Source organism: Cellulosilyticum lentocellum DSM 5427 (assembly GCF_000178835.2).
Taxonomy (GTDB): Bacteria; Bacillota; Clostridia; order Lachnospirales; family Cellulosilyticaceae; genus Cellulosilyticum; species Cellulosilyticum lentocellum.
Genome location: NC_015275.1, coordinates 1,852,447 through 1,878,783 on the forward strand (window position 1 = coordinate 1,852,447; position 26,337 = coordinate 1,878,783).

At 34.2% G+C, this 26,337-nt stretch carries 21 protein-coding genes and 1 pseudogene; 17 read left to right on the forward strand and 5 right to left on the reverse strand.

Translation table 11 applies throughout. From position 1 onward, the window contains the following. Nucleotides 1-37 precede the first annotated feature (37 nt). The 16 genes and pseudogenes from uvrC to CLOLE_RS23420 all read left to right on the forward strand — a co-directional run bounded on the left by uvrC (nucleotide 38) and on the right by CLOLE_RS23420 (nucleotide 20,417). Nucleotides 38-1,872: pseudogene (uvrC, locus tag CLOLE_RS08395) on the forward strand (excinuclease ABC subunit UvrC). 75 nt (nucleotides 1,873-1,947) lie between these two features. Continuing rightward, nucleotides 1,948-2,883, forward strand: coding sequence for an HPr(Ser) kinase/phosphatase (gene hprK, locus CLOLE_RS08400; RefSeq protein WP_013656669.1), 936 nt, complete (start codon nucleotides 1,948-1,950; stop codon nucleotides 2,881-2,883). 28 nt (nucleotides 2,884-2,911) lie between these two features. Next, nucleotides 2,912-3,871: an ROK family protein gene (locus CLOLE_RS08405; RefSeq protein WP_013656670.1), complete on the forward strand. Its 960-nt coding sequence runs from the start codon at nucleotides 2,912-2,914 to the stop codon at nucleotides 3,869-3,871. Between the two features lie 102 nt (nucleotides 3,872-3,973). Continuing rightward, nucleotides 3,974-4,507, forward strand: coding sequence for a YcxB family protein (locus CLOLE_RS08410; RefSeq protein WP_013656671.1), 534 nt, complete (start codon nucleotides 3,974-3,976; stop codon nucleotides 4,505-4,507). A gap of 16 nt (nucleotides 4,508-4,523) precedes the next feature. Beyond that, the gene (locus CLOLE_RS08415) at nucleotides 4,524-5,519 is read left to right on the forward strand and encodes a TIM barrel protein (RefSeq protein WP_013656672.1); all 996 of its coding nucleotides are present in this window, start codon (nucleotides 4,524-4,526) and stop codon (nucleotides 5,517-5,519) included. Between the two features lie 205 nt (nucleotides 5,520-5,724). Continuing rightward, nucleotides 5,725-6,759: a C40 family peptidase gene (locus tag CLOLE_RS08420; RefSeq protein ID WP_013656673.1), complete on the forward strand. Its 1,035-nt coding sequence runs from the start codon at nucleotides 5,725-5,727 to the stop codon at nucleotides 6,757-6,759. Nucleotides 6,760-6,974: 215 nt separating this feature from the next. After that, nucleotides 6,975-8,318 (forward strand): methyl-accepting chemotaxis protein, encoded by a 1,344-nt coding sequence (locus CLOLE_RS08425; RefSeq protein ID WP_013656674.1) that lies wholly within the window; start codon nucleotides 6,975-6,977, stop codon nucleotides 8,316-8,318. 23 nt (nucleotides 8,319-8,341) lie between these two features. Further along, on the forward strand, nucleotides 8,342-8,839 hold the full coding sequence (locus tag CLOLE_RS08430) for a GNAT family N-acetyltransferase (RefSeq protein ID WP_013656675.1): 498 nt from the start codon (nucleotides 8,342-8,344) through the stop codon (nucleotides 8,837-8,839). Between the two features lie 41 nt (nucleotides 8,840-8,880). Next, nucleotides 8,881-9,153, forward strand: a complete 273-nt coding sequence (locus CLOLE_RS08435) for an ArsR/SmtB family transcription factor (RefSeq protein WP_013656676.1) — start codon at nucleotides 8,881-8,883, stop codon at nucleotides 9,151-9,153. A gap of 156 nt (nucleotides 9,154-9,309) precedes the next feature. Next, a complete protein-coding gene (locus CLOLE_RS08440; protein WP_041712941.1) occupies nucleotides 9,310-10,632 on the forward strand; it encodes an MATE family efflux transporter in 1,323 nt (440 codons plus the stop codon). A 27-nt stretch (nucleotides 10,633-10,659) separates the two neighbouring features. Then, the gene (locus tag CLOLE_RS08445) at nucleotides 10,660-11,067 is read left to right on the forward strand and encodes an arsenate reductase ArsC (protein WP_013656678.1); all 408 of its coding nucleotides are present in this window, start codon (nucleotides 10,660-10,662) and stop codon (nucleotides 11,065-11,067) included. A gap of 237 nt (nucleotides 11,068-11,304) precedes the next feature. Next, nucleotides 11,305-11,652 carry a hypothetical protein gene (locus CLOLE_RS08450; protein ID WP_013656679.1) on the forward strand — a complete coding sequence of 116 codons (348 nt, stop codon included), beginning with the start codon at nucleotides 11,305-11,307 and terminating at the stop codon, nucleotides 11,650-11,652. Nucleotides 11,653-11,760: 108 nt separating this feature from the next. Next, the gene (locus CLOLE_RS08455) at nucleotides 11,761-15,156 is read left to right on the forward strand and encodes a PD-(D/E)XK nuclease family protein (RefSeq protein ID WP_013656680.1); all 3,396 of its coding nucleotides are present in this window, start codon (nucleotides 11,761-11,763) and stop codon (nucleotides 15,154-15,156) included. After that, nucleotides 15,157-18,912, forward strand: coding sequence for a helicase-exonuclease AddAB subunit AddA (gene addA, locus CLOLE_RS08460; protein ID WP_013656681.1), 3,756 nt, complete (start codon nucleotides 15,157-15,159; stop codon nucleotides 18,910-18,912). A 16-nt stretch (nucleotides 18,913-18,928) separates the two neighbouring features. Further along, entirely contained in the window at nucleotides 18,929-19,729 is an 801-nt protein-coding gene (locus tag CLOLE_RS08465; RefSeq protein WP_013656682.1) for an HAD family hydrolase, read from the forward strand. Next, nucleotides 19,719-20,417: a hypothetical protein gene (locus tag CLOLE_RS23420; protein ID WP_193763567.1), complete on the forward strand. Its 699-nt coding sequence runs from the start codon at nucleotides 19,719-19,721 to the stop codon at nucleotides 20,415-20,417. Before CLOLE_RS08465 ends, CLOLE_RS23420 begins: the two co-directional genes overlap by 11 nt. A 152-nt stretch (nucleotides 20,418-20,569) precedes the next feature. Here the strand turns inward: CLOLE_RS23420 and CLOLE_RS08475 are convergent, their stop codons facing one another. Next, a complete protein-coding gene (locus CLOLE_RS08475) occupies nucleotides 20,570-22,138 on the reverse strand; it encodes a glycosyl hydrolase family 18 protein (RefSeq protein WP_013656684.1) in 1,569 nt (522 codons plus the stop codon). 214 nt (nucleotides 22,139-22,352) lie between these two features. Here CLOLE_RS08475 and CLOLE_RS08480 point away from each other — a divergent pair, with 214 nt between their 5' ends. After that, complete coding sequence (locus tag CLOLE_RS08480) at nucleotides 22,353-22,574, forward strand: hypothetical protein (protein WP_013656685.1); 222 nt, start codon at nucleotides 22,353-22,355, stop codon at nucleotides 22,572-22,574. A 102-nt stretch (nucleotides 22,575-22,676) separates the two neighbouring features. Here the strand turns inward: CLOLE_RS08480 and htpG are convergent, their stop codons facing one another. From htpG to truA, 4 genes are all read right to left on the reverse strand, one after another. After that, nucleotides 22,677-24,581, reverse strand: coding sequence for a molecular chaperone HtpG (gene htpG, locus CLOLE_RS08485; protein WP_013656686.1), 1,905 nt, complete (start codon nucleotides 24,579-24,581; stop codon nucleotides 22,677-22,679). 116 nt (nucleotides 24,582-24,697) lie between these two features. Continuing rightward, nucleotides 24,698-24,868 (reverse strand): hypothetical protein, encoded by a 171-nt coding sequence (locus tag CLOLE_RS22955; RefSeq protein ID WP_013656687.1) that lies wholly within the window; start codon nucleotides 24,866-24,868, stop codon nucleotides 24,698-24,700. A 38-nt stretch (nucleotides 24,869-24,906) separates the two neighbouring features. After that, on the reverse strand, nucleotides 24,907-25,368 hold the full coding sequence (locus tag CLOLE_RS08490; protein WP_013656688.1) for a DUF5721 family protein: 462 nt from the start codon (nucleotides 25,366-25,368) through the stop codon (nucleotides 24,907-24,909). Between the two features lie 27 nt (nucleotides 25,369-25,395). Further along, nucleotides 25,396-26,136: a tRNA pseudouridine(38-40) synthase TruA gene (gene truA, locus CLOLE_RS08495; protein ID WP_013656689.1), complete on the reverse strand. Its 741-nt coding sequence runs from the start codon at nucleotides 26,134-26,136 to the stop codon at nucleotides 25,396-25,398. Nucleotides 26,137-26,337: the final 201 nt, after the last annotated feature.

Below are 26,337 nucleotides of genomic sequence, written 5' to 3' on the forward strand. Positions count from 1 at the left end.
CCTAAGACAAGTAAAGACTAGCAAGAAGGAGGCAGATATGTTTGTTATAGAAGATGAGCTGAAACGACTGCCTGAAAAACCAGGCGTTTATTTGATGAAAAACGATTTAGGACAAATCATTTATGTAGGAAAAGCCATTAATCTAAAAAATCGTGTGAGGCAATATTTTCAAAGTTCAAAGAACCATTCTATTAAAGTTAAGAAGATGGTGCAGCATATTGTGAGCTTTGAATATATTATTACACGTTCAGAAGTAGAAGCACTTGTATTAGAATGTAATTTAATCAAAAAGTATGATCCTAAGTACAATATTCGATTAAAGGATGATAAACAGTATCCCTATATTAAAATAAATACGCAAGATGCTTTTCCTCGCATGCGCGTTGTAAGGCAAATGAAAAAGGATGGCGCTAAGTATTTTGGCCCTTACACAGACGCTGCAGCTATGTGGGAGGTTGTTGACATTATTAAAAATACCTGGCCGTTACGTACTTGCACACGTAACTTGCCAAAAGACATAGGGAAAGAACGAGCTTGCCTCAATTATCATATTGGTAAATGTAATGCACCTTGTACTGGACTTATTGATGAACAAGCTTATGGTGAAATGATTGAGGAAGTCATCAGTTTCTTAAATGGTAAGTATAAAGAAGTTATTAAAAAGCTTCAAGCAGATATGATAGTTGCTTCAGAAAGTTTGCAATTTGAAAAGGCAGCTCAGTTAAGAGATCAAATACAAGCAGTTATGAAATTAGAACAAAAGCAAAATGCTACAATGAGTAGTATGTTAGACCAAGATGTTATTGCTTTTGCAAAAAGTCCACAAGATACCTTAGTGCAGGTTTACTTTGTAAGGAAGGGTAAAATGGTGGGAAGAGAACATTTTTATTTAAAAGATACAGAAGATGAGGTCATAGAAGAAGTTTTTCGTGATTTTATCGTGCAGTTTTATGCTAATGCAACCTTTATTCCAAAAGAGATTGTTATCGAAAGGATACCGAATGAAAAGGAAGTGTTAGAAAGCTATTTAGCAGAGAAGAAAGGAAGTAAAGTACAACTGATTACACCTGTTAAAGGTACTAAACATGGTTTAATGGAGCTGGCAAGCAAGAATGCTGAATTAACATTAGGGCAATTTGGAGATCAGATGAAAAAGGAACAAGAGCGTACTGAAGGGGCTTTAGCTCAGCTTCAAGAAGCTATTGGATTAGAAAAACTGCCGTATCGTATGGAGGCTTACGATATTTCTAATACACAAGGAGTACAATCTGTAGGTGGTATGGTAGTTTTTGAAGGTGGCAAACCTAAGAAAAGTGATTATCGAAAGTTTAAAATTAAAAGTATACAGGGTCCTAATGATTATGGTAGTTTAGAAGAAGTATTAGACAGGCGATTCAATCGCCTTAAAGAAGAGCAAGAAGAAAACAGTTTCAGTAAGATGCCAGATTTATTGATGATGGATGGTGGAAAGGGCCAAGTAAGCGTAGCTGAAAAAATGCTTGAGAAGTATGGGTTAGCTATACCAGTTTGTGGTATGGTTAAAGATGATCGACATAGAACGAGAGGACTTCTTTTCCAAGGTGAAGAAATTGTACTACCTAGCGGTAGTGAAGGTTTTAAATTAATTACACGTTTACAAGATGAAGTTCATCGCTTCTCTATAGAATATCACAAAAAGCTTCGTAGTAAGGCTCAAGTACAATCCTTATTGGATGAGATTAAGGGTGTAGGGAAAGAACGAAAAAAATTATTTTGCAACATTTTAAAAGCATAGAGCACTTAAGACAGGCTACTCTTAGTGACATTGAACAAGTTCCCGGTATCCCTGCAGATGTTGCAAGCAATATATATAATTATTTCCATAGGAATTAGGCAATAAAGCTGATAGGAAAAAAAGGGAGAAAATGTTATACTAGATGGGTTAATGTGTGCCAAGGAGGAAAAAGCATGTATTTTGTAACAGTAGCACAACTCAGAGAACAACTCAAATTAGAAAATCTTACACCACAAGTAGATTACAAAGAACGTAGAATCACGCAATGTGATGTCAATAGGCCCGCTTTACAATTAGCAGGTTTTTTTGACTACTTTGATTCTACACGTCTACAAATCATAGGAAAGGTTGAATATACCTATCTTGAAAAAATCGAAGAAGAAGAGCGTAATAAGAGAATTAAACGCTTATTAGATTATAAAGATATTCCTTGTATTGTTATTTGTCGTGAAGAAATTGAACCATTTCCATACTTATTGCAATGCGCGGAAGAAAACGGCATTCCTATTTTTAAAACAGATTTACCAACAACCACTTTTCTAGCTGAAGCAAATAGATGGCTTCATGTAGAATTAGCACCACGTTTATCAATGCATGGTGTATTAGTAGATATCTATGGTGAAGGTGTTTTAATCACAGGTGAAAGTGGTATTGGAAAGAGTGAAACAGCACTAGAACTGATTAGACGTGGTCATCGTTTAGTAGCAGATGATGCAGTAGAAATCAAAAAGGTATCCGCCAATACTTTATTAGGTTCAGCACCAGAAGTTATCAGACACTTTATCGAAGTAAGGGGAATTGGAATTGTAGATATCAAACAAATCTTTGGTGTAGGTTCTGTTAAAGAAATGAAAAATATCGATTTGATTGTACGTCTTGAAGCATGGGATCAAAATAAACAGTATGACCGTTTAGGACTAACTAATGAGTATACTGATATTATGGGTATCAAAGTAGTAACCAATGCAATACCTATTCGTCCAGGTAGAAATGTGGCCATTATTTGTGAAACAGCAGCGATTAACTTTAGACAAAAGAAAATGGGTTATAATGCGGCTGAGGCACTTAATGACCGTGTCATGAATAATTTGCAGAAAGGTCAGTTTTAATAGCTAAAGAGATAAGGGAGGATACATCATGTATTATTTAGGAGTGGATTTAGGTGGGACAACCATTAAAGTTGGTTTAGTAGATGAAAATTATCATATTTTACACAGTATAAGTGGTCCTACAGGTAGAGAAAGAAGTGCAGAGGAAGTTTTAAAAGATATGGCAATGTTATGTCTTGAAGTTTTAAAAAGACAAGGAATTACAGAAAAGGATATCCATTCAATTGGAATTGGTAGTCCAGGAATTGCGTCACCAGAAGAAGGTGTTATTTTATCTTCAAGTAATCTTAACTTTAATCATGTTGATGTTAGAAAAGAAATTCAAAAATATATTCAAACAGACGTATATGTAGAAAATGATGCTAATGCAGCAGCATTAGGTGAAGTTATTTGTGGTGCAGCTCAAGGAGAAGATAATGTAGTAGTTGTGACACTTGGAACAGGTGTAGGTGGTGGACTTGTTTCAGAAGGGAAAATCAATAGAGGTAGCTTCTTTGGAGCGGGAGAAATCGGACATCAAGTCATTCGTTTTGGTGATGGAGAACCTTGTGGTTGTGGTAGAAAAGGTTGCTTTGAGCAATATGCTTCTGCAACAGCTCTCATTCGTCAAGCAAAAGCAGCTGCACACCTTTACCCAGATAGCAAATTAATAAGTTTAGCAAAAGAAGGTTTAATAGAAAATATTAATGCTAAAGTTGTATTTGATGCAGCACAAGCAGGAGATGAAACCGCAGAGCGAGTACTTGAAACCTATTTCAAATATATTGCATGTGGTATAACCAATATTATTAATGTTTTAGAACCAAGTATGATTGTTTTAGGTGGCGGTATGAGTGCACAAAAAGAATACCTTACAAATCCTGTTACAAAATATGTTCAAGAAGAAATGTATGGTGGTTTAAGCCTTAAAACCAAAATAACAGCAGCAACTTTAGGAAATGATGCGGGGATTATTGGAGCAGCTTTCCTAGGCACAACTTTAAAATAAGTATTTGAAAGAGCTAACAACTTGGTGTTGGCTCTTTTTTATGGTATTAAAAGACAAATAATGATATAATAGCACTATTACAAAAGACTGGAGGCAAAATAAGTGGAAAAACAACAAGAAAACAGTTTATCACTGGATGTGAAGTTTAAATTTAAAGATGTTTTACGTTATAACACATCTGTGGCTATAAAAAATATAGTCAATGATATTGTACTGGGGATAGGCTTAGCAGTCCTTATTTTCTTCTTTTATAAAATGTGTACAACAACTGAAAGACTAGATATTTTTATTTCTAAAAATATCACCCTGCTGTTAGTACCTATTTTGATTTTTGTACTCATTCCTTGGCGAGTATGGCAGGTTACAGCTTCTCAAATGCAGATGCCAGCTTTTGCTTATGGTGTGAAGTATGTTTTTTCAGAGAAGCATATACTGCTAGATATTGGAGAAGCATCTGAAGAAATGTCTTGGGATTTATTTGTGAATATTGTGGAAACAAAGTATGACTTTAGATTTTATGTGAATAAAGTGAGTGCACAAATTATACCAAAACATAACCTAACAGATCATCAATTATCAATACTCAGAACAATGATTAAAACGGCTACTAAGTCAGGGGTTTGCCGATTAAAATAAATGAAAGTGGGCACATATGAAAAGATTATTTCATTTATCAACCACTTCTAAACAATTAGACTTGTTTGATAAAGACTGGGAACAAATAAAGGGGTTTATTGAAAAAAATCGTATGGATGGTATAGAGGTTGGATTGACCTTAGACTATCCGTTAGAGCAAATACCAGCGGGTATTGTAGAAGGTGTTCACTTGAGTTTTTATCCGATGTGGCTAGATTTTTGGAGACAAGATCAAGTAAAGTTACAACAATTATTTGAAGATGAAGAAGCTATTAAAAGTTATTATGGAGGCTTAGAACCAGCAGTACTCATTGAAAGTTATAAAAAACAGTATCGGCGTGCTAAAGCACTAGGAGCTAAATACATGGTTTTTCATGTAAGCCATGTATTGCCTGAAGATTCCTTTACCTGGCAGTTCGATTATACGGACCACGAAGTAATGGAAGCTACCTTAGAACTTGTTAACGCTGTTTTTGAAGCTGAGGAAGATGGGCCTATGCTTTTATTTGAAAACTTATGGTGGCCTGGGCTTACCTACTTAAATCCAGAACTCACACAGTGGTTTATTGAGGGGGTTCAGTATAAAAATAAAGGGTATTTAGTAGATGTTTCACACTTAACATTAACTAATGCTACTATTGGAAATGAGAAGCAGGCTTATGAATATATAAAAAAGGTGATTACTCAACTAGGCGAAACAAAAAAGTGGATTAAGGCGGTTCATTTAAATAAGGCGCTTCCCAAATTTTATATGGGACGAAGTCATCATTACTTATTAGAGCAATATCAAAAAGCAAAAGATAAAAAGCAACAATTAATGATTTTAAAAAAGCATATTAATGCTTTAGATGGACATGTACCTTTTGATCATCCATTAGCTGCGTCTATATTAGAATTAATGGATCCTATGTATTGTGTTTATGAAACAGCACCTAGCTCACGTTATGAATTAGCTTATTTTATTAAATGTCAGAATGAAGCTTTAAAAATGATGACAAATAAAAATGATTAATAAAGGGACTATCATGAGGATAGTCCCTTTATAATGTTAAGTATTTTACAAAATACCAGATTTTATAAGATTAATAAGGACGATAACTTGACAAAAACTTAAAAGTTTTTTATAATACTTTTGTAACAATTACTTAATAAATTGTAAAATGCGATAAGGTTATCGTTAATATAGTCGAACATAGTCAATCGAGGAGGATTAAAGCATGAGATTAAAAAAGGTAGTATTGAGTACACTAGTTGGCGTTGCAGCAATAATGGTGCCTAGTTTAGCTTATGGCCAAGCTTACGGAACAGTAGCAACACAAACACTTAATGTAAGAGATGGTGCTAAATTAGAAGCTAGCATTGTAAAACAAGTCGGACTTGGTGAACCAGTTGAGATTGTATGCGAAGAGGGCGATTGGTTAAAATTGATTTTAGAGGACGATTCAAGAGCTTATGTTAAAGCTGAGTATATCAATGTACATAGAGTACTAGCAGTAGTCAATGTCAATGGCGGTTTAAATGTAAGAGATTATCCTTCTACAGAGAATGGAAAAGTAATTGGTAGCTTTTCAAATGGAGATGAAATTTCTGTAAGCTATAGTGTAGGAGATTGGTATAAAGTAAGTCAAGAAGGATTTGAAGGTTATGTAAGTAAGGACTACGTTAAAAATAGCACAGAAGTAGACTTCTTAAGCTATTTGCCTAATAAACGTTTAACAGAAATTGAACGTATGACAGTAACTCAAGAAGAAGCACAAGCTATTATGGTAGAAACCGATAACAGTAGTTCTAGCAATGGAAGTACTTCAAGTAACAATGGTGCTTCAAGTAATAGTGGGTCTTCAAGTAACTCAAGTAATCAAAATTACACAAGCTCAGGATCAGGTGCAGGTGATGCAGTTGTAGCTTATGCAAAGCAATTCTTAGGTAATCCATACGTCTATGGTGGAAATAGCTTAACTAATGGGGTAGATTGTTCCGGCTTCACTTCTCAAATTATGAGAAACTTTGGCATTAGCTTAAACAGAAGCTCAAGTGCGCAATATGCTAATAATGGTTATTATGTAAGCAGTGATTCACTACAAAAAGGTGACCTAGTATTCTACGGTTATAACGGACATGTATCGCATGTTGCCATTTATATTGGTGGTGGGCAGGTGATTCATGCTAATGATGAAAGAACAGGTATTTGTATCAGTAATGTATTCCCAAGCGGTGGAAAACCATATATTGGTGCAAAACGCGTATTATAATAATAGATAAAATAACAAAGGAAGTTATAAATGTATAGGTATACATTTATAACTTCCTTTGTTATTTTAATTTATTGTAGGTCAAAGATTAAAGAAGGATTTAATTAAAGAGTAAAATCTTTTACTAAATCCATACAAACATGGACATTTAAGTAGTGATTTGATAGAATTATTTTAAAATACAAAAAAGTGGTTGATATTAGGGGGCATAAATAATGAAGCATATCTCATTTAGAAGTAAAGTAATGGTGATTACATTTATTTTAGTGATTATAAGTTTTTCTATATCTGCTATTAGAACAACTCAGGAATTAAAGCCTAGAATCACTCAAATTTTGCAAAATGATACGTTAAGTACAGAAACACAATTAGCTGAGATTATGAAGACCATAAAAATTGGACAAGGTATAGGGTATACGGTTACAGGGATATTTGTATGTCTTTGTTTATTTTTATACTGCACCGTATTGTTTAAACATTTTAAACAATTGATTGATTCATGTAGATGCATGAAAACAGGTGATTTTAGTAAATCACTAGATCCTATTCTTTTAAAACATAATGATGAAATAGGAACAATAGCTCAGGCTCTAGAAATGATGAGAGCCCATTTAAATCAATTAGTAGCTGCTACGGGACATCAAGCTAGAAGATTACTGGATTTATCATCAAAGCTTAATGAAGCAGCAATAGCCACACAAACGGCTACAGTGGCTATTGCTAGTTCCATGGAAGCTATGGTGGCTGGAAGCCAGGAACAAACTCAGCTTACATCTGAAACAGCACAAATGACAGAACATATGCATACAGATGTAGCAGAAGTGGCAGATAGTATTCAAAGTATAACAGCTTCATCAAATCGTACGTTAAGGCATGCTAAAGAAGGTAATCAAATTCTTCAAACAGTCATTGAACAAATGGCAACAATTGATCAAAAAGTTCAAAGTACTTCAAGTCAAATTCAGCTATTAAGTGATAAGTCATCTAGGATTCAAGATATTATTACACTCATTACAAGTATAGCTTCTCAAACTAATTTATTAGCGTTAAATGCAGCCATAGAAGCTGCTAGGGCAGGAGAAGCAGGAAAAGGTTTCTCGGTGGTGGCTGATGAAATTAGAAATTTAGCTACTCAATCAGCAGATGCTACTGCTAGAATTAGTCAAATTATAACAGAAATTAATGAGGAAATTAATGAGGCAACAGCAGCTATGGACGAAAATACTATAGCTGTAAAAAAGGGATTAACTTTTGCCAGTGAAGCAGGTACAAGCTTTGAAGCTATTTTAAGTGATATTAAAGAAGTATCTACAGAATTTGAAGCAGTTAAAGCAGTGAATGAACAAGTGACAGAGGGAACTTCTCATGTACTTTATGCTATCCAAAATATTAATGACATATCTCAAGCTAGTAGCACAAATACACAAGCAGTTGTTCTTGCTACTAAAAATCAAAATCAACTTATTAATGATGTTTCTCAGGGGGCGGATGAGTTAACAAGGCGTGTAGAGAAATTAATGATAGAAATTGACCATTTTATAATAGAAAAAGTACGATAATCAGTTCGTGAAGGAGATTAGAGATGACAGTAATGATGAGATGTATGACAGAAAAAGATTGGCCTAATGTAAGGTGTATTTATGAACAGGGGATAAGCTCAGGAATTGCTACTTTTCAAACAGAAGTTCCGAGTTATGAAGTTTGGAATGCTGCACATCTTACTACAGGAAGATTAGTGGCAGTGGTTGATGAAGAAGTTGTTGGCTGGGTAGCTTTATCACCTACTTCAAGTAGATGTGTTTATAAAGGTGTAGCAGAACTAAGTATTTACATAGTACAAAATGCTCAAAGAAAAGGTGTAGCCACTAAGCTTTTAAATGAATTAATTCAACTTTCAGAGCAAGAAGGTATATGGACCTTACAATCGAGTATTATTGAAGAAAATAAGGCTAGTTTGGCTTTGCATCAAAAGTGTGGTTTTAGGCAAGTTGGCTATAGAGAGAAAATTGCAAGAGATCAAAAAGGTGATTGGCATAACACCATTCTAATGGAAAGACGAAGTCAAGTTGACAACTTTTAAAGGAGATTTTATACTGAAACAAGAAGAGGAAGGTGTTTCGTATGAATGAGGAATGTAGAGAAAAAGCACAGCTTTTTAAAGCACTTTCTGATAGTAATCGTGTGATGATTTTAGAGATGCTAAAGGATGGAGAAATGTGTGCATGTCACTTACTTGAAAGGTTTCAAATTACACAACCTACTTTATCTCATCATATGAGATTATTATGTGAATGTGATTTGGTTATAGCAAGACGTGAGGGTAAATGGATGCATTATTCACTTAATACTAAAACACTGGGAGCATTAAGTGATTATTTTAAAGAGATGATCTAAAAGCTACTAATAAAGGTAGCTTTTTTATTTTAAGTAATTTATTTGTGATACTGATAGATGAATATAGTAGAGAAGTACCCTTCTTATCTATTGACGGTATTATTAAAATCAATTAAAATACATATAGATAATTATCTATGTGAAATGGGTGACATTGTGAAGAAAGTTGATTTAACAAAGGGAAGTGTTGTTCGCGTTTTATTAGCATTAGCCATTCCTATTATGGGAAGTTCGTTATTGCAATTTGCTTATAATATAGTAGATATGTTTTGGGTAGGAGGTTTAGGCAAGGATGCAGTAGCTAGTGTAGGTTCCTCTAGTTTTTTTGTTGGTTTAGGTTATGCTATTAATGCGTGTATTGTTATAGGAACTGGGATTAAGGTTGCTTACAGTATTGGAGAAAACAAAGAAATAGAAGCAAAAGAATATATACAAACAAGCATGCTTTTAAATTTATTGTTAGGAGGCATGTATGCTTTATTTCTAGTATTTGTAGGGCCTTATTTAATAGGCTTTTTAGGCATAGGAGATCAGGTCATTGAAAAACAAGCTTATGGTTACTTGTTGGGAAGTGCGCCTATGTTATTTTTTGCTTTTTTTAATGCTACTTTTTCTAGAATTTTTAGTAGCCTCGGGCAGACAAAAAGTGCTCTTCAAATTAGTATAGTAGGTATTGTGCTCAATATGATATTAGATCCTATTTTTATTTATAGTTTTAAATGGGGGGTATTAGGAGCTGCATTAGCCACTTTAGTAGCACAAATGATTATGTTTTTTCTTTATATGAAGATAGGTGGTAAGTGGTTTGAGTTTCACTGGAAAAAGGCCTTTCACAGTGAACGTATAAAAGCTATTGTAAATCTAGGTTGGGCTGTGGCTTTTCAAAGGATTTTGTTTACCCTTATTAATATTCTGCTAGCTAAACTGATTGCAAAATTTGGTCCGGAAGCTATAGCTGCTCAAAAGATAGGGCTTCAAATCGAATCAGTCACCTATATGGTAACAGGAGGGTTGAATGGTGCAGTAGCTAGTTTTACTGGTCAAAATTATGGAGCTCATTATTATAAGCGGATTAAAAAAGGGTATCAAGTAGCTATTGGTTTAAGTATAAGTTATGCAGTATTAACAACTACACTATTTATGATATTTGCAATACCTATGGCAAACATCTTTGTAAAAGATGCTACTACTATTCAAATGACATCTGTTTATCTGCAAATTATTGCTTATTCCCAGCTTTTTAATGCTATAGAAATGGTCTCAAATGGTTGGTTTACGGGCATTCAAAAACCACAAATCCCAGCTACAATAAGTATCCTTTTTACTGCTCTTAGGTTGCCAATGGCATGGTTATTGGTTATACCTTTAGGCCTTGAAGGTATTTGGTGGAGTATTTCTATTTCCACTTTACTTAAGGGGAGTATTTTATATTTTTGTTATAAACATTATCAGGGAAAATTAAAAGAGCAAGAGATTTAACAACTTGCTATAAGGGAGGAAATAATAATGAATAAACCTAAAGTAGCTTTTATCTGTGTGCATAATTCTTGCCGTTCTCAAATGGCAGAAGCTTTAGGAAAACACTTGGCAGCAGAAGTATTTGAAAGTTATTCAGCTGGCACAGAACTTAGACCACAAATTAATCAAGATGCAGTAAGAATTATAGAGGATTTATATCATATCGATATGAATGAAACTCAAAAGAGTAAACTATTAAGTGATATTCCGGAAGTAGATATAGTCATTACAATGGGATGTAACGTGAGCTGCCCGAACTTACCTTGTAAACATTTAGAAGATTGGGGATTAGAAGATCCTTCTGGTAAAGAGGATGAAGCCTTTGTTTTAACAGCAAGAATAATAGAGGAAAAAATAATAGGTCTGAAGCAAAGAATTGAAAAGGGTATTTTATAGTGAGAAGAGTTAATGTCGTTAGGCGTTAACTCTTTTGTGTTATTTAATAAGAAATACCATTATATTTATTTGCTATTAAATATAAAAAGGAAACATTTGCTGAGTTTAGCATACTATGATGTATGAAGCAGCTACTTGTAGAAAGTAGCTGTATTTTAGTGAGGAAATTATAGTAGTCATAAAAATATAAATGATAAGAAACTTATATTAAACAGAGAAAGTCAAGGAGGTGACCTTATGGTGGCAGAAATATCAGCTAATTGGTATGCAAGGCTAAATTTGGCTAGACATTTAAAAGAAGAGGGGAATAAAGAACAGGCCTATTTATTATTTAAAGCAATTTTAAATGAAAAAGAAGCTTTTCGATTTGATAAATATGTTTATGGCACATATGAGGATTATATTGTGGAGAAAACGAAATTTCTAATTGAAATTGCTTTATTAGAGCTAGAAGTCATTGGATGTTCTAAGGGAAGCATCAAATATCTAGATGATGCGCTTAATTTATTAGATGGCATGGAAAGTGTTTACCCTTATGTACGTATAGATGAAATCGAAGAACTTAGAAAGCGCTTATGTCAGTAAAGTGGTATCGCTGTTTAGCAAAACTATGATAAAATAAGCAGGGATAGAATAGATATCATAAAACATTCACATAGAGATAAACTAATAATAGAAAAAAGGGGTGAACAAATGAAGAAAGTACAATTTATTGTAGGTCGTTCGGGTGCAGGAAAGACGACCTATTGTTATGAAGCTATAGAAACAGCTTTAAAAGAAGAAAGTTTTGATCCACTACTTTTATTAGTGCCAGAACAATTCAACTTACAGACACAAAAAGACTTGGCCAAAAGGCTTTATCCAGGTCTCTTAAGAGCGGAGGTTATTAGTTTTAATACGTTAGCTAGAGAAGTGTTTAAAGAAGTAGGAAAAGCTGAAGTGGCTGTTATTGAAGATTTAGAACGTATGATTATTTTAAAACGTGTGATTGAAGCACATAAAAAAGAGATTATTTTCTACAAAAAAAATATGAATAATACAGGTTTTATTGAAGCTATTAACCGTTTTATTACAGTTTTAGAACAAGCAGGTGTGAGTAAGGAGCAATTAGGCGAACTTATAGAAAATAAGGAGGCGACCTTATTATTTAAAAGTAAATTAACAGACATTCATATGCTTTATGAAGCCTTCGAAGATTATTTGGGAAATCAGTTTGTGACTATTGAAAAAAATATGACGCTACTAGCAAGTAGTATCATGAAAAGTAAGAAACTAGAAAAAGCATGGCTTTGGATTGATGGCTTTTATGGCTTTACGTATAACCAATTGCTTATCATTAAAGAGTTAATGAAGAAGGTAAAGGGATTAACTATTACTTTACCTATGGATAAATCTTACACGAGAACAGACAAGGTAAGAAATAGCTATCCTTTTTATGAAAGTATTCAAATGCTACAAAAACTTATGGGCATTTGTGAAGAACAGCATTTAGCTTATGAAGTGAACTATGTTAAAGGCGCAGGAGAAAAAAATGAAGCTCTGGCTTATTTGGAGGGGCAGTACTTAAAACCTTATGCTAACCCTTATGAAAAAGAAAATGAAGCTATTTATCTGCAGACCTATGGTTCTAGAGCAGAAGAAGTAGAACAAGTAGCTAAGCAGATTGTGACTTTAGTGATGGAAGAGGGCTATCGTTATCATGATATGGCAGTTATTGTAGGTGACTTAGCAGATTATAAGACTTTATTAGAGGGGGCTTTTAAAGAATATGAAATTCCTTATTTCTTAGATATGAAAAGAAATATTCATACTAATAGTTTAGTAGCAGCTTTAGAAGGTGTTTTAGAAGTATTAACCTCTAATTACAGCTATAAAAGTATTATGGGACTTTTAAGAACACAAATACTCCCTATCTCAATTGAAGAGATAGATCTATTAGAAAATTATTTATTAGCCTATGGGATTAAGGGTAAGAAAAAATGGGCACAGCCTTGGGGATTTGACCAAAAAGATGAAGAGAAACAGGCACGTATTAATATTACAAGAGAAGCTATTTTAGGACCTATTCAAAAACTAGAAATGACTATTCAAATGACTAAATCATCGGGTAAAAACAAGGTTGTAGATCTTACAAAAGCTTTATATGGCTTTTTAGAAGATATTGGTGCTTATAGCAAGTTAAATGAAATCATTGCCAAACATAAAGCAGAAGGTAATCGTTTATTAGAGATTGAAAACACCCAAATATGGGGAAAAATCATGGAAGTTTTCGAGCGCTTGGTAGATATTTTAGGTGAAGAAGAACTTAGTCTAATGACCTATCGCCGTATTTTAGAAACCAGCTTTTCTTATGTAAAGATGGGAGTTATTCCACCAGCACAAGACCAAGTGTTAATTGGGTCTGTAGATAGGACGAGACTTCCTCGTTTAAAAGCGTGCTTTATACTAGGAACCAATGAAGGGGTTATTCCTAAAGTAGATGAAACGACGCCTATTTTTTCTGATATGGATAAAGCTTCTCTTAGTCAGATGTGTAAGGAAGATAAAGGACCAAAAGGACGATTAAATGAGCTAATTATTGACCAGCCTCTTTATGGCGGACAGTTTAGTATTTATTCGATGCTAACAAGAGCTACGGAAAAGCTTTTTGTAAGTGCAGCCATGGCTGATGAAAATGGTAAGCCGCTAAGAACTTCTCTCGTTTATTACAAACTGAAAAAGTTATTTGGTGAAACACCAAAACCTCTACAAGGAGATTTTCTAAGTCAAATCTATCGTCCTCTGCCTACTTTTGGTTATGTAGGGAATTTACTGAGGGAATACGTAGAAGGTAGATTAGAAGAAGAAGCCTGGAAAGACTTAGTGAGTTGGTATGCTACTAAAGACGAGTGGAAAGACCGTCTAAAGGGATTAACAGATTATTTGTTTTATACAAATCAACAGCACTATTTACAAGAAGAAACAACACATTTGCTTTATGGCAATAAGTTAGATACTAGTATTTCTAAGCTAGAAACTTTTAGGCAATGTGCTTGTTGCTATTTTATGCGTTATGGGATTAAAGCAGAAGAACGCCGTTTATTCCGTTTTGATAGAGCCAAGGTAGGAACACTATTTCATGCAGCTTTAGAGCAATATCCTAAAGAACTAAGCTTAATGAATACTACTTGGACTAAAGCTACCAGGGAAGAAATGCAGCAAGGTGTGAAAAAGGCTACAGCTTATGCGGTAGAGCAAGTAAATGAAGCCCAGAGAGAAACGGGACGTTTTCAGTTTACGGCAGCTAAGGTAGAAAAAATGACTTCTAGGGCAATTCATGCTTTAACAGCGCATTTAAAAAATGGTGAATTCGAACCTATGGGCTATGAGATTAATTTTGGAGAAGGTAAAGGCTTTCCTCCAATTGAAATTGCTATTGATGAAGTAAGAACGATATTAGTGACTGGGCAAATAGACCGTGTAGATGTGTATTATAAAGATGATAATCAGCAATATATTAAAATCTTAGATTACAAATCAGGGCAAAAGAACTTTAACTTATTAGAAGTGTATTATGGCTTACAGCTTCAATTGCTCCTTTATCTAGATGCGTATTTAAAGAAACATCATAGTTATGAAGCAGGTGGAGTTTTCTACTTCCACATTAATAATCCTTATGTAAGCTACAAAGTAGGAATGGATGAAGTGCAGCTCCAAGAAAGCAGCTTAAAGCAATTTAAACTTTCTGGGTTAGCAGTAGATGAGCCGCAAATCATTGCTGCTCTTGATAAATCAGGGACAGGTAGTACGATTCCCGTTAGTTTAAATAAGGATGGTAGTATTAAAAAAGGCTCTTCAGTAGCCACCCCAGAACAGTTTAAACTACTGGAAAATCATATTATTGACACGATTAGAGGATTAGGACAAGAATTATTAGAAGGTAAAGTAAGTGCTAAACCTTACCGCTTAAAAGGCAAAAATCCTTGTGAATATTGCATTTATCATACCATTTGTCAGTTCAGTGAAGAACAAGTAGATAACTGTTATGATACCTTAGAACAACTAAGTAAAGAGGAAATATGGGAAAAACTAGAGAAGGGGGGCTTATAAATGGCATGGACACCAGCACAGCAGGCAGCTATTGATCAAAGAGAAGCCAATATTTTAGTTTCAGCAGCAGCAGGTTCAGGAAAAACAGCAGTTTTAACAGAGCGTGTCATGAAGCGTATCATTGGAAGTGAGCAAGAAGTACCTATAGAAATTGATCGTTTTTTAATTGTAACCTTCACTAGTGCTGCAGCAGGAGAAATGAAGGAACGTATCTTGCAAAAGCTTTCGGATTATATGAATGGTCTTCAAGAAAATCTAAATGAAGAAAATCTAAAGAAGATAGATTATATTGAACGTCAAATGGCCTTGGTGCCACAGGCTTCAATTTCAACGATTCATTCATTTTGTTTAAAAACGATTAGAGCGTATTTTAATCGCTTGGATATTGACCCTAATATCAAAGTAGGTACACAAGCAGAGCTAGATGTGATGAAAAGTGAACTGTTAGATGAACTTTTAGAGGAATGTCTTGAAGACGGTGCATCTGACTTTATGGCATTAGCAGAAGTTTATGGGGATGTACAAGGCTTAGACAGCTTAAAAAACTTGATTTTGGATGTTTCTACATTCTCTAAAAGTACACCTTTTCCAGAGGTATGGCTTCATAACCAAGTGTCGCGTTTAAAAACAGTGTATACTAGTTTAAATGAAATGCCTTGGTCAGAAAGTATTCGTACCCATTTATTAAGTCAATTACAAGATGTACGCATTATTTATGATAAAGCTATAGCTTTATGTGAAAAGCCTAATGGACCAGAGCTTTACCTAGAAGCTATTCATAGTGATTTAGTTGAGATTAAAGATATTCACCAGGAGATGTCACTAGAAGAACTGATTAGACGCATTAAAAATACTCACTTTATTGCCCTCTCAAGAAAAAAGCAAGAATGTGATGTAGCTTTAAAGGAGCGTGTAAAAGCCTATCGTGACTTAGGTAAAGAAGTCATTAAGGGCTTACAAGATGATTTAGCATTTATTGAAGATCCTCTTTTAATGGCACAGTTACCTCGGTTAGGAGATCTCATGGCTACTTTAGTAAAACTTATTGAGACCTTTGAAGAACGCTATCAATTAGAAAAGCAAAATGCAGGAGTTGTAGACTATAATGACTTAGAACATTTTTGTCTTCAACTTTTAGTAGAACCTATTTTTAACGAAGCGGGGGAATTGGTAGAGGTCAGCTATACGGATGTAGCTAAAGAACTAAGTAGTTTTTACAAAGAGATTTATATTGATGAGTATCAAGATAGTAATACAGTACAGGAAACTTTATTGAAAGCAGTAGCTGAGGCTAATAAAGAAGAAGGACCAACACGTTTTATGGTAGGCGATATGAAACAAAGTATTTATCGCTTTAGATTAGCCAATCCCCTTATTTTTGCGGAAAAGTACGGAAGCTGGGAAAAGCATCAGGTGACTTCATCTACTAAAGGTAATAACGTATGTATTGATTTATCTCAGAATTTCAGAAGTAGGGATAATATTCTTCAAGGTGTTAATGACTTATTTCAGCAAGTGATGAGTGTCAGGGTAGGAGAACTTGAATATGATGAATATGCTGAGCTAAAGGTAGGCAATCATTATGAAGAAGGAAACCCAGAGTCTTTAGCAGAAGGAGCTTTATCAGAAGCGATTGAAGTACACATTTTAGAAACCAAAGAACCAGAAAATACAGAAGAAACGGGGCTTGAGGATTTAAAGAATGTGGAATGTGAAGCCATGCTAGTGGCTAACTTAGTAGATCAGCTCCTTAAAGGAGAAGGTAATCCAACCCATATTTTTGATAAGGCATTAGGGGCCTATCGTAAGGTAGAAGCAAAAGATATCGTCATTTTATTAAGAGCAACTAAAGAAAAGGCAGGCATCTTTGAAAATGCATTAATGCAAAAGGGGATAGGTGCTTACGCAGATATTGGTGGGAACTTCTTTGATGCACTGGAAATTCAAACAATGATGAGTTTGTTAAAGATTATTGATAATCCTTTACAGGACATCCCTTTGATTACGGTACTACGATCACCTATTGTAGGTGTGAGCTTAGATGAACTCGTTTACATTCGAAAAGCAGCAGAAACCGGTTGTTTTTATGAAGCGCTCTTAAAGTATTTAAAAACCTGCCAAGATAATCCTTTGTTAAATCGTTTTATGAGCATGCTAAATAACTACCGCAATATGAGTAGTGAACTAAGTCTAGAAGAACTACTAGCAAGGCTTTATGTGGAAACCGGGTATTATCGTTATGTGGCTATGTTGCCAACAGGAGCTAAGAAAAAGGCGAATCTAGAGCTATTTAAAAAATATGCAGAGGCCTATGAAAATAATCAAAATGGTAAGTTATTTGGGTTTATACAATATTTAGATCAATTAGCCCAAACACCAGATGGCTTGGCTGAGGCAAAATTAGTTGGTGAAAATGAGAATTTAGTTCAAATTATGAGTATTCATAAAAGTAAGGGTCTAGAGTTTAGTGTCGTTTTTTTATGTGATACCGGAAAGCGCTTTAATAACAATGATATGATGAAACCTGTGTTACTTCATAATGAGTTAGGCTTAGCGCCAGATTATTTAGATACTAGTAAGTATGTCAAATATCCTACGATTCCTAAAATGGCTATTAAAAATCAAATTCTTTCTGAGAATATTTCTGAAGAAATGCGTGTGCTTTATGTGGCTCTAACGCGTGCTAAAGAAAAATTATTTGTTACAGGAACACTTAGTGATGTCCAAGATGCTGCTTATAAATGGAGCTTATATGCAAGTAGAGAAGAAACAGCTATTTTACCATTAGGCGTTAAACGTGGGGGCTCATATTTAAATTGGATTGGTTTAAGCTTATACGCCCATAGTGATTTAGAAGATTTAAGGCTACTGACTCATGAAGCACCACCTTATTTATTTGAAGGACGTGGTAAATGGCAACTACGTGTATGGAGTAAAGAAGAATTGGGTAATTTACAGACTAGTAGAGAGCAAGGTATTGAAGAAAAAAGAGATTTGTTAGAAGAATGGGATACAGAAAAAATCTATGGACCTTATAAAGAAATCATCTTCAATCGCTTAAATGGTGAATACACTCATGAAGAAGCGGTATTATTACCTACAAAAGTGTCTGTTTCAGAGATTAAAAGAGACGCAATGGGTCAACTTATAGACGATGAAGTGTATGAAGTGAATTTATATCCAGTAGAAGAAGAGGTGCCAGTACCAAGCTTTATTAAAGGACAAGAGGAACTAAAGGGAGCTAAGAGAGGGACACTGATTCATAGTGTGTTTGAGCATCTGGATTTTCTAAAATTCATAGAAGTGGCAGCTATAGAGGAAGAACTTATGCATCTAGTGAATTCTCATCAACTCTCGGCTGAAGTACTAGAGGTGGTTAGTAGTAAACGCCTTGCAGAAATGGCTAATTCTGAGGTAGTTAAGAAAATGAGAAGAGCACAATATGTAGAAAAGGAAAAAGCCTTTATTTATTTGGCTAATGCGAAGTTGGTAAACGAAGCTTATCCTGAAGGAGAAGAAATTTTAATTCAAGGCGTTATTGATAGTTTTTACATTGATGAAGAAGGCATTACTTTAATTGATTATAAAACAGACTATGTTGATAAAGAACAAAAGGAACTCAGCATTCAAAGGATAAAGGAAAAATATATTAAACAACTTGAACTATATAGTTTAGCGTTATCTGATATTACAAAGTTAACAGTTGCCCATAAGTATATCTACTTGTATAATGTAAATGAGTGGATACATCTATAAGAGCCAGGAGGACAACATGATTAAGCTAATCGCAACAGATATGGATGGCACTTTACTAAATAGTAGGGGAGAACTATCACCTAATTTCTACAATGTATTTAAGCAGTTAAAAGAAAAAAATATTATTTTTGCTGCGGCTAGTGGCAGACAGTATTTTACTTTAGTGGAAAACTTTAAGACAGTATCAGATGATATGTTGTTCATTGCCGAAAATGGTACCTACATTGCTTATCGTGGCAAAGAAATAGCTGTTCACCCATTAGATAGGAGAGTAGCTCATCAGCTGATTGAAAAAGGACGTACCATAGAAGACGTCTATATTGTATTAGCAACGAGCAAAGGTGCCTATATAGAAAACGCAGATGAAGACTTTGTAAGAGAAGTAAACAAATACTATGTAAAATGTCAATTAATTGATGATTTGCTAAGTGTTGAGGGAGATATTTTAAAGGTGACAATATGCGACTTTAAAGGCGCAGAACATAATAGCTATTTAGCTTATGAGGATTTACGTAGTAAGGCTCAAATGAGTGTAGCAGGAGACATTTGGTTAGATATCATGGCTAATGGTGTTAATAAAGGAAAGGCTATTGAAGATATTCAGCAGCAGTTAGGCATCACCTATGAGGAAACCATGGTATTTGGTGACTACTTAAATGACTTTGAAATGCTTCAAAAAGCTCATCATAGCTACGCTATGGCCAATGCACATCCATCCTTAAAGAAAATAGCAAGATTTTCGGCAAAAAGTAATGATGAAGATGGGGTTATACAAAAAATAAAGGAGGTTGTATTAAAACAAGATGATGAATACTAAGAAATTTATAGTCGTAGGACTAATCAGTATGCTAGCCCTTACGGGATGTTTTAATCAAAATGCACCAGCAAATAGTGAAGCAGTAGAGCCAACCACTCAGGCGGTCGAAACCAAGTCTTTAGGTGAACAAGAAGCTAAAGAAGCAGAAGAAGCTGAAGTAAAAGCTGCAGCTGAAGTAGCAGAAAAAGAAGCTGAAGCAAAAGCAGCAGCTGAAGTAGCAGAAAAAGAAGCTGAAGCAAAAGCAGCAGCTGAAGTAGTTGAGAAAAACCAATCAGCCATTAAAGACCTAATTGCTTTAGGGAAACTGATAGGTAAGAAGCAAGCAGATGTTATTAATTTACTTGGAAAAGCAGAGTCTACTGAGAATTTAGAGGATACAAATATTCTTTTAGCAGACTACTATAAACAAACTATTTTAGACCAAGCTGTCAAAGTAGAGATTGTTTACAATGATAATAAGGGAGAAGTAAACTTTATTAATATGACTTGTAAGCAAACTGATGATGTAGAAGCTTTTGTAGAAGCTATTGCTAAGGAGCTAACGACAGAATTTGGTGAATCAAGTATTGAGAAAATTACTAATGTAAGAGGTACGAGAAGAAGACAATGGCAAGATAGTACTTTAACTTATGTACTATCTTATGTAGAAGATACCGTTACATTTGACATGTATTCAACAGATAAATAGATATAAAAGGAGTCCATTCTTATTTTAGAATGGACTCCTTTTATACCAGCTTATTTTTTTGATTCCCTATTATCCTACTTGTTTGCTACAAGAAGGATAATAGGGAATCAAAATGGTGAGGTTAGTGTATCTTAAGCTAGGGGGTAAAATGATTAAGTTTGTTGTTCCTGAGCTTCTAAAGCTTGATAATAAGCCTTTGCTAAAAGATCTTCTAATACTTCAGGGCTTCGGATGGCCTGTGACATACCTTGCGCTAGAATATTTGCTTTATCCATTCCAGATTGCCAAGCAAATAAACCACCTAGACAATTTTCGATAACATAAAGTCCTTTGAAGTAGATAGAAAGTAAATTATCATAAGAGTAAGCAAAATCACCATCTGGATCTACAATATAAGGGGCTTTAGCAATATTATCCCAACGTACAGTATAGCCATTTTTATTAATATAGTCTTTACGAAGCTCATCAAAAGTTCGTGTACTGGTAGCACCATAACGTCCATAGAAAGGTAAGCCCATAAGGATTTGTTCAGATGGCATGCCTGCATTAATGAGATTTTGGACTTGATTATCTACACTAGTCATATTACTTAAAGAAAGATCAGAAGGATAGAGATTAGATTGATGCCTACCTGCAGTTGCGCCTGTTTCACCAGCAGTAAAATCATAAGCCATTAAATTGAAGTAATTAATGATAGGAGCAATCTCAGCAATTTGAACATTGTTGATGTAGCTTGCTTCTCCAGTACCTGCTACGCTAATCCAAGCTTCATCACCGAGTACATCTCTTAAAGCTGTTAGTAAGAGTGTGAAGTTTTCTTTATCTTCTCTTCTAGATTTAATTCCCGCAGCACTACTACCAGGATATTCCCAATCAATATCTACCCCATCTAAAGTATATTCATTTACCCAACGTTGAACTTCTCTTGCGAAGGCATAACGGGAAGATGGTGTTAGAGCTGCATCAGAAAAGCCATCAGCTCCCCATCCACCAATGCCTAGAATAACAAGAAGGTTAGGATTTTCTAGTTTTAAATTGACCAATTCTCTGAGATATCTTTCTGAGTAGACCTGTAGGGTACCATCTGCATTAATAAGGGCAAAAGCATAAATAACAAAATCTAGTAAAAGTGCATCTACATTATTGGGGTTTCCAAGTACATATTCACCTACTATAGGGACATTGTCACACAGGGGATTAGTGCCAGGAGGCTGATTCTCAAGGCTCTGAATTTGAGGTCGATAGCCATCTTGAAGAGCTGTTAAATGAGTCATTAATTGACCAACTTGAGGAATTCCGAAGTTAGGAACAGTAAAGGATTTAGCAAGGGTTTGATCTGGGGTAATGATAAAAAGGTGGGTTTCTGTAGAGGCATTCTCACTTGTTTCAACACCATAAAGTTTGCCAATCTCACCTAAACGGTCATCTACAATAGGGAAAGGCATGGCATAAGAACCTAGCCTAGCTCCAGCATAAAACCATTGTAAGTGGGAAGCTTTTTTATCCATGCTTAATGTAATAAGTTCAGTGTTTTTTTCTTTAAAAGCTTTAGCATACTTAACTAAGCTAATAATTTCATTTTTTCTCCAATTATTAAACTCTGATGGATTACATAAAAGAATGACCCATTTTCCTTCGTAATTTTTTAGGTTTACAAGACCTTGGGTACTGGAAGCACTAAAGGACGGCGCTTTGTCACCTACTTTTAAACGACTACTCATAAAACCACTCCTTGTTAAATAAAATAAGGTTATATTGAATACATCCTATGTAACTGATTTAATCTATTATTCATTTTATCCTATTCGAATGAAGAGCTGAATATGATAGCTTTTGTAAATAAGCACAAGCAGTCATCAAAACAAGACAAAAGTTAATTAACAAAAAATGGAATTTATTCATATGATATAGTATTAACGTGAAAGAGGTGAAGAGATGTCTTGCTGTAATAACTTTTGTGGCGGATGTAGCCCTAGTCGCTCTCGAAAAATAATTATATGGGGTGCTTTACTAACCTTATTATTGAATGAAGCTTTAACAGATGATGGAAAGCAATTAATAGGAGGGTTATTAACCAGTGTTGGGGATTTACTTATAGCAGCACAAACGGCAGATGCTGTTTGTACTGTTCAAACAAGAAATAATGATTTCTTATAAGATAGGAGAAGTTGAGATAGAGTTCATTTGTAAAATATAAAAAAAAGAAGTGCTACAAACGGACTAAAGCGTTGTGTAGTACTTCTTTTTTTATAATTAACTTTAAAGAATCATACCTAGTAATTTATTACTACGTTCTAGGAAGTGATGCATATCTTCTGTACTTAAGCTATGATTAGCTAATTGGGCTAAATCATAAAGCTGTGCACAAAGTAATTCAGTAGTAGATTCATCTAAATCTTTATGAGCTAAAGTATCAATGAGTGGATGGTTTTGATTAAGAACCAAAGTCACCTCGTCTTCTGGAAGTGGCATATTCATACCTTGCATATTATACATTTTCATCATTTCTTGCATACGGCGACTTTCTTCAGAAATGAGAAGCATAGAAGCAACATCTTGAGATTTAAGATTTTCTACAGTAACTTTAAGCTTATCTTTGTGGAGAATAGTTTTAAATAAACCACTTAATTTTTCTTCATAAGATTTATCAGCTTCAGCACCTTTTAAAGCAGCAGAGAGGTCTGAGTCGATGCGCATGAATTTGACATCTTTGTTTTGATATTCTAAATGAGAGATAAAAGGTGCATCGATAGAATGTTCTAAGTAAACAGCACAGAGTCCATTTTCCTTGAAGAGTTTAATATATTGAGACTGAGCAGCTTTGTCAGAAACATAAAAGACTGTATTAGCACCAGTGTCTTTAACACGTTCTAAGTACTCGCTTAATGTGACATAATCTTCATCTGTTGTTTTAAATAAAAGATAGTCTTTCATTTTATCAAAGAATTTACTTTCTTTTAAACAGCCATATTTGATAAATGGTGCAATATCATCCCAGAATTTTTTATAACTATCATTTTCTTTTTTAGAAAGAGCAATCAATTTATCAGCTACTTTTTTAGTAATGTAATCAGCAATTTTTTTCACAAAACCGTCATTTTGAAGTAAACTACGTGATACATTTAGTGGCAAATCAGGACAATCGATTAGACCTTTTAATAAAAGTAAAAATTCTGGAATAACTTCTTTAATGTTTTCAGCTACAAAGACTTGATTGTTATAAAGTTTAATACGCCCTTCAACAGTTTCTAACTCGTGTGAGAGTTTAGGGAAATAAAGAATACCTTTTAATCTAAATGGGTAGTCCATATTCAAATGAATCCAGAAAAGTGGTTCATTAAAATCATGGAAGGTATCACGATAAAAAGTTTTATATTCTTCATCAGTGCAGTCATTAGGATTTTTTACATACAAAGGCTGAGAATCATTAATAGGAGTTGGTACTACTGGTGCAAGTTCCTCATCAGAAAGCTCTTCACCTTTAGCTTTGGCTTCCTCTATTTTTTTAGCCTTGGCAGCAGCATCTTCAGCTTCTTTTTCTTCATCAATCACATAAATAGGTACAGGCATAAAAGAACAGTATTTTTCGATAGCTTCTCTTAAATCATAAAAATTTAAGAAGGTATTACTTTCTTCTGTAATAAAGAGGGTAATACTTGTACCGCGTGTTGTTCTCGTACCTTCAGAAAGCTCATAAGTTGTACCACCATCACAAGTCCATTTAATGGCTTTTGTCTCTTTGTAAGATAAGGTATCAATGACCACTTGCTCTGCTACCATAAAGGCAGAATAGAAACCAAGGCCAAAGTGACCAATGATTTGGTCCTGATCCATTTTGTCTTTGTACTGAGCTAGAAAATCTTCAGCACCAGAGAAAGCGATTTGTGTAATATATTTCTCGATTTCTTCTTCAGTCATACCAATCCCGTTATCAGAGAAAGTAAGCGTTTTATTGGTTTTATTTAAAGTAACTGTTACTTTAAAAGGTTCACTTACGGTATCTGTTGCTTCACCAATATCACATAGCTTTTTAAATTTGAGAATAGCATCACAGCCATTCGAAATAAGTTCACGAGTGAAAATATCGTGGTCTGAATAAAGCCATTTTTTGATAATAGGGAAGATATTCTCACTATGAATAGATAAATTACCTTGCTTAGACATAGGTATTCCTCCTTAAAAATATAAATTTTATTTTTAACATTATATTGCAAACATTTAAAGAAAATATAATGCAAATATAATATGAAATAAATCTAATCGGATGTCAAGAGCTACGTTTAGTGCATTTTGTGTTGGATAAAAATAAGTCCAATGATACAAAGTATAGCAGCAATGATTGATAAAATAGTAATGAGCATATGGTGAAGTACAAGGACTGCTACTAAAAACTGTAATATGGTCATAATGAGTAATAAAATAAAACTAAGTTGTAGTTTTCCATAATTCATTATTAAAATCCCCTTTATTAAACGAGTTAAGTGAAAATCTAAATAAATTGATATTTAAATAAAAAGTTTTTGATTTTTTCATCCCAAAGTTGCTCACTACTTTTATCTAGGGTAAAGGTTTTATAGGCCATACCTGTACTACAACTAATTTGATTATCTTTAAAAGTAATATTCAAATAAAAGGTAGAGGCATCAGGGGATAAGCTAGCTGTTTTTTCACTATTAGTAGAAAGTATTATTTTAAAATAGGTAGGCAACTTGTTTCCTGACATCAGCTCATATACATGTTTACGTATGTCGCCCCAAGCAAGAAAATCAGAAAGAGCAGGTGTTGTATCTTCATCTATATCATTAAAATAATCTTTATTACGCTCACCAGAAAGTATCATTTTAAAAGCCATATGTGCTACAACCTCTCTTGCTTCGAAGGTATCAAATAAATCAGATTTAAGTAATTTTGCCATGAATTCCTTGCGATTAGTAATATCGAAGATTTGCATTGTAAACTCCCTTCACTAAAATAAATTTTAATAATCTACACGTTGCATACATAAACCATGTGCAGGTGCGGTAAAGCCAGCCTCACTTCGAATTTGATTGTTTAATAAAACAAGCATTTCTTCTGGAGAACGTTCACCAAGACCAACTTCTATTAAAGTACCAGTTAAAATGCGAACCATATGTTGTAAAAAGCCATTACCTTCATAGGTCAATTTAATCATTGATCCTTCCTGTGTAATATCTATATTAAATAAATGACGCGTAGTAGATTTAGTTTTTGATTTTAAAGAGGTAAAGGCTTTGAAATCATGAGTACCTAGTAAATAGTTAGCTGCAGCTTGCATACGACTAATGTCTAATGGAGATGCTAGATGATAGGCATACTTTAAAGTAAATGGATTAGCAAATAAACCATTGTCTATAGTATACGTATAACACTTACGAAGGACATTATAGCGTGCATGAAAACGAGGAGAAGCAATGCTTAATTCTAATATAGCAATGTCTTGTGGCAAGTAATTGCTTAAATAATTTAAAACAGTTGTAGGTTCCAAATAATGTTCGGCATGAAAGTTACAAACTTGGCCTTTTGAATGAACACCAGCATCAGTTCTACCAGAGGCGATAATTTGAATATCTTCCTCAAAGCATTGGGTAAGAACATTTTCAAGTCGTCCTTGAATTGTTTTTTCAGGATGCTTACTTTGTTTTTGAAAACCATTATATTTAGAGCCGTCATAGGCTATTGTTAATTTATAATTTGTCATAGTAACCTCTTTTTGTCATTAGTATTTAGCCTAGTATAGCACAAAACAAGTAGGTATGCATGTGCTACAACATAAGGAAAGCGTAAAATCTTTTAAAGCATCAACTAAAAATCGATAAATTATACGTTTGTATTAGGAGAAAAGTAGAATTAGCCTATAAAAACAGTTAAAATCGAACGAAAAAGATACTTGACATAAAAA